Below are 391 nucleotides of genomic sequence, written 5' to 3'. Positions count from 1 at the left end.
AACAGCTTTGTCTGTTTTGTGCTCTGCACCACTCTGTGCATGCGCTTTGCGTTTGGCAGCATCATCTACCAGCTCATACCACATAGCATTGAGCACTGCGAAAGCGGCTGCGAGCGGAAGTCCTAATATCCAAGCAAAATACCACATTTAAAGCCTCATCAAAAACAGGAAACGGGAGTGATTTTGGGAGATGTCATTTTAATAATGCCCCTCTTCCATATCGCTTTCCGTGACCTTGCCGCGCAGCACATAATAGACCCAGCTTGTATAGAACATGATGATCGGCAGCATGATGCCGGTGCTGACCAGCATGATAAACAGGGTCAGATGACTGGAAGAACTATCCCAGACTGTCAGGCTCATACCAGGATCCAGTGACGACGGCAGAATG

General features: G+C 48.3%; 2 protein-coding genes. Both read right to left on the bottom strand.

Translation table 11 applies throughout. The features are described from left to right. Positions 1-147 (bottom strand): cytochrome bd-I oxidase subunit CydX (gene cydX, locus HBA93_RS19090; RefSeq protein ID WP_221724352.1); only part of this gene is annotated, 147 nt, incomplete at its 3' end. Between the two features lie 51 nt (positions 148-198). Next, a partial coding sequence (locus tag HBA93_RS19085; RefSeq protein WP_221724351.1) for a cytochrome d ubiquinol oxidase subunit II occupies positions 199-391 on the bottom strand: 193 nt, incomplete at its 5' end.

It is taken from the genome of Ochrobactrum sp. SFR4, assembly GCF_019730395.1.
Lineage (GTDB): Bacteria > Pseudomonadota > Alphaproteobacteria > Rhizobiales > Rhizobiaceae > Pseudochrobactrum.
The sequence above is the reverse complement of the archived record's forward strand: the minus strand, read 5'-3'. Positions and strand labels throughout refer to the sequence as shown.